Raw genomic sequence first — 6,700 nt, forward strand, 5'->3', positions numbered from 1 at the left:
ACCGGTGATTCTCCGGAATCGGACGGCCCGGGCGGCGGCCGTCCGGGCCGGGCCGGACCGCCGGGGATCGCCCGATGCAGGGCCGGAATGACGGTCCGGCCGAAGACTTCCGATCCAATTATTTGAATTTATTTACAAATCTTTGGTTTTGCCGAAATCGAGGCAAACTCCGGCCCCGTCATGGAATTGTTGCATTCACGCCGCCTCATGAAGCCCGGCGCTTTTCCGTTTCCAAAATCCGAACAATCGGTTAACCCGATCTCGAATGGCCGTGCCGGACGGTGGTGCATCACTGCAACACTGCGCGAAATTCGCAACAGCATGGTCCATTTCAATTGCGGTCTACGCCCGACCATCGTACATCCAAAGGGAGCGGTCTGGTCGCAGCCCTTGAAGGAAGCGGGGGACGAGACCTCGGTTGAACCGTGATCAGCGAGGTATTGGATATGAACAAGAACGTGATGTACGCCGTCGGTGCGGCCGCCCTGCTCGTTGCAGCCCCGGCGATGGCGCAGGAATATCAGGCCACTGGCCTCTATGTCGGTGCCGGCGCTGGCGTCAACATTCGCCAGAATGACAGCTGGAGCGTCAAGAACACCAACATCGACGGCAAGTCGCGCTACGACATCGGCCCGGCCGGCGACATCTACCTCGGTTACGACTGGGGCTCGTTCCGTGCGGATGCCGAGGTCAGCCTGCGCACCAATGACCTCAAGGATGCCAAGGTCAACGGTCAGACCATCTTCAAGAATGGTCATTTCCGCACCATCGGCATCATGGCCAATGGCTACTACGACTTCGACTTCGGCTCGCCGTTCGTGCCGTACATCGGCGCCGGCGTCGGTGTCGCCCTGCTCGACTCCGAGCTGAAGGGCGGCGGCGGCAAGTTCAGCGACTTCAACACCCAGTTCGCCTATCAGGGCATCGCGGGTGTGTCGTACAACTTCTCGCCGAACCTGGCTGCGAACCTCGAGTACCGCTACTTCGGCAACACCGAGCCGACGTTCAGCGACCAGGGCGTCAAGCTGAAGTACGACAGCAGCAACAACCACACCATCCTGGTTGGCGTTCGCTACACCTTCGCCCCGGCGCCGGAGCCGGTCCAGGAGGTCGTGCAGACCCAGGGCCGCAGCTACCTGGTGTTCTTCGACTTCGACAGCTCGCGTCTGACCCCGGAAGCCAAGCAGATCGTGGCCTCGGCCGCTGCTGACGCCCTCCAGGGCAAGACCACCCGCATCGACGTCACCGGCCACACCGACCGTTCGGGTTCGGACCGGTACAACCAGGCCCTGTCGGTGCGTCGCGCCGAGTCGGTCCGCCGCGAGCTGGTCGCGGACGGCGTTGCCGACAGCCTGATCGTCACCCGCGGCGTCGGCGAGTCCGATCCGCTGGTCCCGACCGCCGACGGCGTGCGCGAGCCGCAGAACCGTCGCGTCGAGATCGTCATCAACTAAGACGGTCTTTAAAGATCCCATCGGGAGATTGGGGCGTCCTTCGGGGCGCCCCTTTCTTCATCCGGCATCCGGCAGGAGCGTCAAAGCAAAGGGCCGTCCCAGCGCATGGGACGGCCCTTTGCTTTGGCTGCAGCATCCGGTTCGCGTTGCCTCTCCCGCCGGACGCGGGAGAGGCAACAATTCACCCCTTCGATTGAAACGCCCGATCCGGGCTGAGCTAGCCGGCCTCGGCCCCGCGCGCGACGAAGCCGGCATTGGCGAAGCCGGGCTTGGCATAGGCCAGCGGCAGGCCGGACGCCGGGTCGTCGATGACGCCGCCCGCGGCACGCAGCACGGCGTCGGCCGCCGCCGTGTCCCATTCCATGGTCGGGCCGAAGCGGAGATAGAGATCCGCCTCCCCCGCCGCGATCAGCGCGATCTTCAGCGAGCTGCCGAGAATCCGGCGCTCCGCCACCGACCGGCCTTCCAGCGCCGCGTCGAGCCGGGGATCGTCGCGATGCGATCGGCTGGTCAGCACCACCATCCCCTCCGCCGGCGGCCGGCGCACACCGATGCGCCGCGGCGCCTCGTCGCCCTGCTGCTGCCAGGCCTCACCCCCGGCCGCCCAGAAGCGGCGGTCGAAGGCCGGAGCCTCGACCACGCCCAGCACCGGAACGCCGCCGGAGACCAGCCCGATATTGACCGTGAACTCGCCGTTGCGGCGCAGGAATTCCTTGGTGCCGTCGACCGGGTCGACCAGCCAGAAGCGGTCGGCCGCGGCCGGGATGCCATGGGCGGCGCACTGCTCCTCCGCCACCACCGGCACACCGGGCAGCAGGGCCCGGAGGCCGGGGATGATCAGCGCCTCGGCGGCGTGATCGGCGGCGGTGACCGGGCTGCCGTCCTCCTTGCGCAGGGCGGCACCGTCGAAGCTGTTGTAGATCTCCAGCACCACCCGGCCGGCGCGGCGGGCGAGATCAACCACCGCCTCGATCGGGGGAAGCGTGTCGGCGGCCATCACGCCGCCTCGCGCAGCGCCGACCAGGTCTCGTCCAGCGCCAGCTCGAAGCGGTGCAGCATCTCGGTCACGCCCGCCTCGTCGATCACCATCGGCGGGCAGAAGCCGATGACGTCGCCCGGCATGGCGCGGGTCAGCAGGCCATGCGCCTGGGCCCGGCGGACCAGCCCGGCGCCGACGCCGCGGGCCTTGTCGAAATTGGTCCGGGCGGCCTTGTCGGCCACCAGCTCGGCCCCCGCGATCAGGCCGAGGCCGCGCACCTCGCCGACCAGCGGGTGATCCGCGTAGCGGCGCAGCCCCTCCTGCAGCGACGCGCCGACCCGGCGGACGCGGTCGACGATCTCCATCTCGCGATAGATCTTCAGCGTCTCCAGCGCCACCGCCGCGGCCACCGGGTGGCCGCCATAGGTGTTGCCGTGGCCGAACATGCCGTGCGTGTCGCTGCCCGCGACCAGCGCCTCGTAGACCGGGCCGGAGATCAGCGTCGCCGCGATCGGCAGGAAGCCGGCCGACAGCTGCTTGGCCACGGTCATGATGTCCGGCCGGATGCCGAAGCTGTCGCAGCCGAACCAGTTCCCGGTGCGGGCGAAGCCGCAGATCACCTCGTCGGCGATGAACAGGATGTCGTGGCGGCGCAGCACCGCCTGCACCTTCTCGAAATAGGTGCGCGGCGGCACGATCACGCCGCCCGCCCCCATCACCGGCTCGGCGATGAAGGCGGCCACCGTCTCCGGCCCCTCTGCCTGGATCGTCGCCTCCAGCTGCTCGGCCAGGCGGGTGGCATAGTCCTCCTCGCTCTCGCCCGGCGCGGCGCCGTGATAGTGGTGCGGCGTGTCGACATGCACCACCCGGCTGACCGGCAGGTCGAAGCCGTCCTGGGCATAGGCCAGCCCGGTCAGGCTGCCCGACATCACGGTGACGCCGTGATAGCCCTTGCGGCGGGCGATGATCTTCTTCTTCTCGGGCCGGCCGAGGGCGTTGTTGACGTACCAGGCGATCTTGACCGCCAAGTCGTTGGCCTCGGAGCCGGAATTGACGAACAGAGCCCGCTCCAGCGGCTTCGGCGCGATCGCGATCAGCGCCTCGGCCAGGTCGACCAGCACGTCCGGCACCTTGCCGCCGAAGGCGTGGTAGAAGGGCAGCTGCCGCATCTGGCGCGTCGCCGCCTCGACCAGCCGCTCCTGGTCGAAGCCGAGCCCGGCGCACCACAGACCGGCCAGCCCCTCGATGTATTCGCGGCCCTCCTCGTCATAGACGTGGATGCCCTTGCCGCGGCTGATCACCAGCGGGCCGATCTCGCGATGGGCGCTGAGATTGGTGTAGGGGTGCAGCAGATAGGCGACGTCCCGCGCGGCGGTGGAGTTCGGGATCACGGGCGGCGTCCTCCGGCTGTTTTTCGGTGTCCGCCATCGTTACCGGAAGGCGGCGCCGCCGTCCCGGGCGTTTCGCGCATGGCAGGCCCGGAGCCGGGCGCCGCCGGCCGGAACCAGCGCTTCGGCGTCACACCGGTGGCCAGGCGGAAGTCGCGGATGAAGGCGCTGGCCGACCCGAAGCCGAGCTCATGCGCCACCACGGTCACCGCCTGCCCTTCCGCGAGCCGGACCAGGGCGGCGCGCAGCCGCACCTGGCGCCGCCAGGCGGTGAAGCTCATCCGCGCCTCGCGCTGAAACGCCCGGGCCAGCGACCGCGTCGTGGTACCCAGCCGCGCCGCCCATTCGGACAGTGTCCGCCCATGCCCCGGGTCCTGTGCCAGGGCCGCCTCGATCGCCCGCAGCGCCGGCGAAACCAGGGGCTGCAGGAACAGCCGGAGCGCCGGTTCCAGCCGAAGCTCGTCGGCGAAGACCAGGCACAGGCGGTGCCGGGCCCGGCCCGTCGCTTCCCCGCCCTCCAGCGCCAGGATTACCTCGCGCAGCAGCGGGCTGACCGCGACGATGCCGCAGCGCCTCGGCAGCCGGCGCAGCAGCGGGCCCCGGCAATAGGCGCTGAGCATCTCGAACCCGGCGGAGGTCTCGACCCGATGCTCCTCGCCGGCCGGCAGCCAGCATCCCTGCAGCGGCGGCACCACCCATTGCCCATGCCGCGTGTGCAGCACCATGACGCCGCGGCCCGGATAGATCAGCTGTGCCTGGGAGTGGTCGTGCCACCCGCCCGAGAAGCCGGGCGGGAAGGGATCGCGCTCGACCCGGATCCAGCTCTCTGTCACCCGCCCTCGCCTCTTAAGCCATGTCCGATCCAGTGCATATTCTGGCAGCTTGCCCGCTATCGGACAGCCTGATCGTCTGCCTACCCTCGTCGCGGCAAAGGGATGGAGGCAGCATGACCCCGACCATGATGATGCCGCGGACCGATGCCGCGGCACGACCGCCGCAGGACGGCAAGCAGGAGTTCCTGGCCGCGCTGCGCAGCCTCGGCCCCGCCTCGGTGCTGGATGTGGGCTGCGGCGAGGGCGCCCTGCTGCGGGCGGTCACCGCTGACGGCGTGCAGGGTGTCGGGCTGGAGCCGGAGGAGGCCGCCGCCGAGCGGGCGCGGGCGGCGGGGCTGGAGGTCCGGTCGGGCCGGGCCGAGACCCTGCCCTTCGCCGACGGCAGTTTCGACGTCGTCACCCTGGAATACGTCGCCCATCATGTCGAGCACCTGCCGCGGGCCCTGCGCGAAGCGGCCCGGGTGGCCCGGCGCGCCGTGCTGGCGCTGGACGGCTGGTACGACGAGACGCTGCCGTCGCAGCGGGTGATGCGCGACCTGGACGAATGGCGGAAGCGCATCGACCGCCGGCTCGGCATGGTGCACAACCCCTGCCCCCGGCCCCGTGAGCTGATCGAGCCGCTGCTGGCTTCGGGTCCGCTGGAGATCAGCTACGAGTGCCGCCTCGAGCTGAGCCCGCAATCACTGGCCGATCTGGAGACGACGGCCCGGCGGCAGCTGGAGGCCGTCGCCCCGGCACCCGATCTGGCGGCGGAGCTGGACCGCATCCTCGACGACGGCCGGCTGCACGGCTGCACCGGCGCCGGCACCCTGCTGCTCTGCGCCCGCCTGCCATAGAGGCGGATCAGCCCTCCTGCGCCTCGTGCCGGCGGCCGAGCGCGACGGCGAGGGTCAGGGCCAGGCAGGGGGTGGCCGAGAGCGAGCGGAAGGCGTCGATCTCGCCCTCATGCACCACGAAGCAGGCATCGGCGATCGGGTAGACCGGGCTGAGGTCGCTGTCGGTGATGGCGACGATCGGCACCCCGGCGGCACGGGCGCGGCGCGCCACCTCCTGCACGTCCGGGGCGTAGCTGCGGAAGGTGACGACGAACAGCGCGTCGCCCGGGCGGATCGCCCGCGACTGCTCGGCCAGCATGCCGCCGAAATTGTCGAGCAGATGCACCGGCCGGTCGAGCTGGGCCAGCAGGTAGGACAGGTAGACCGCGATCGGAAAGGACCGGCGCTGGGCCGCCAGGTGGATGCAGTCGGCCCGCGCCAGGATGTCGACCGCCCGGGCGAAGACCGCGGGGTCGACATCGCCGCGCAGCCGTTCCAGCGCGCCGACCGAGATGTCGATGAAGGCGTTGAGCGGGCCGGACGGCGCCTCCGCCCCGCCGAAGCGGGCGTCGAGCGTGCGGATGCGCGCCTCGTAGCTCGGCATCCGCTCGACCAGCTGGGCGCGGAACAGGCGCTGCATCTCGGAGAAGCCGTCGAAGCCCAGCGCCTGGGCGAAACGGACCAGGGCCGAGGGCTGGACCTCGGCCTTGGCGGCGATCACCGCCACCGTCTCCAGCGCGATCACGTCGGGATGGGCCAGGGCAAATTCGGCGATGGTCTTCAGCCGCTTGCTGAGCGCCGGGTAGCGCGCGGCGATGGCGCCCCGCAGCGCCTCGAAGCTGTCCGGCGCCGGCCCGGCCGCCACCGCTTCCGTCCCTGTCATGGCTCATTCCAAACGTTCCAAGTCTTGGAACAGTAATCCCGACATCGCGCGCGAGGAACCGCCATTCGCTGTGGCCCGGCCGCACCGTAAGTGGTATAGACCATCTGGTGCAATGACGCTGCCGGCGCGGCTTGCTAGCGTCCCCGCGCGATAGCATTCCAGGACCGAGGGCATGGCGATCCGCATCCATATCGGCGTCGACGGCGGCGCGACCGGCACCAGGCTCCGCGCCGTCGATCCGGACGGAAGCGTGCTGGGCGAGGGCACGGCCGGCCCGTCCAGCCTGACCCTCGGCGTCGATGGCGCCTGGGCCCAGATCCGCATCGCCCTCGACGCCGCCGGCATCGC

At 69.9% G+C, this 6,700-nt stretch carries 6 protein-coding genes; 2 read left to right on the plus strand and 4 right to left on the minus strand.

The features are described from left to right. The first annotated feature begins 446 nt into the window (after positions 1-446). Complete coding sequence (locus P409_RS22305; protein ID WP_034843842.1) at positions 447-1,454, plus strand: OmpA family protein; 1,008 nt, start codon at positions 447-449, stop codon at positions 1,452-1,454. 217 nt (positions 1,455-1,671) lie between these two features. On the opposite strand, the gene cysQ is transcribed toward P409_RS22305, so the two are convergent. Genes cysQ through P409_RS38155 form a run of 3 tightly spaced genes read right to left on the minus strand, consistent with a single transcriptional unit; the run spans position 1,672 to position 4,654 of the window. Then, positions 1,672-2,451 (minus strand): 3'(2'),5'-bisphosphate nucleotidase CysQ, encoded by a 780-nt coding sequence (cysQ, locus tag P409_RS22310; RefSeq protein ID WP_034843844.1) that lies wholly within the window; start codon positions 2,449-2,451, stop codon positions 1,672-1,674. Then, positions 2,451-3,824, minus strand: a complete 1,374-nt coding sequence (locus P409_RS22315; RefSeq protein ID WP_034843846.1) for an aminotransferase — start codon at positions 3,822-3,824, stop codon at positions 2,451-2,453. The genes cysQ and P409_RS22315 overlap by 1 nt, the downstream gene beginning before the upstream one ends. Continuing rightward, positions 3,821-4,654: an AraC family transcriptional regulator gene (locus P409_RS38155; protein ID WP_052121175.1), complete on the minus strand. Its 834-nt coding sequence runs from the start codon at positions 4,652-4,654 to the stop codon at positions 3,821-3,823. The genes P409_RS22315 and P409_RS38155 overlap by 4 nt, the downstream gene beginning before the upstream one ends. A gap of 113 nt (positions 4,655-4,767) precedes the next feature. Here P409_RS38155 and P409_RS36375 point away from each other — a divergent pair, with 113 nt between their 5' ends. Next, positions 4,768-5,490, plus strand: coding sequence for a class I SAM-dependent methyltransferase (locus tag P409_RS36375; RefSeq protein ID WP_052121177.1), 723 nt, complete (start codon positions 4,768-4,770; stop codon positions 5,488-5,490). A gap of 7 nt (positions 5,491-5,497) precedes the next feature. Here the strand turns inward: P409_RS36375 and P409_RS22330 are convergent, their stop codons facing one another. Continuing rightward, entirely contained in the window at positions 5,498-6,352 is an 855-nt protein-coding gene (locus P409_RS22330; RefSeq protein ID WP_052121178.1) for a MurR/RpiR family transcriptional regulator, read from the minus strand. Between the last annotated feature and the right edge of the window lie 348 nt (positions 6,353-6,700).

This window comes from Inquilinus limosus MP06 (assembly GCF_000767795.1).
GTDB classification, from domain to species: domain Bacteria; phylum Pseudomonadota; class Alphaproteobacteria; order DSM-16000; family Inquilinaceae; genus Inquilinus; species Inquilinus limosus_E.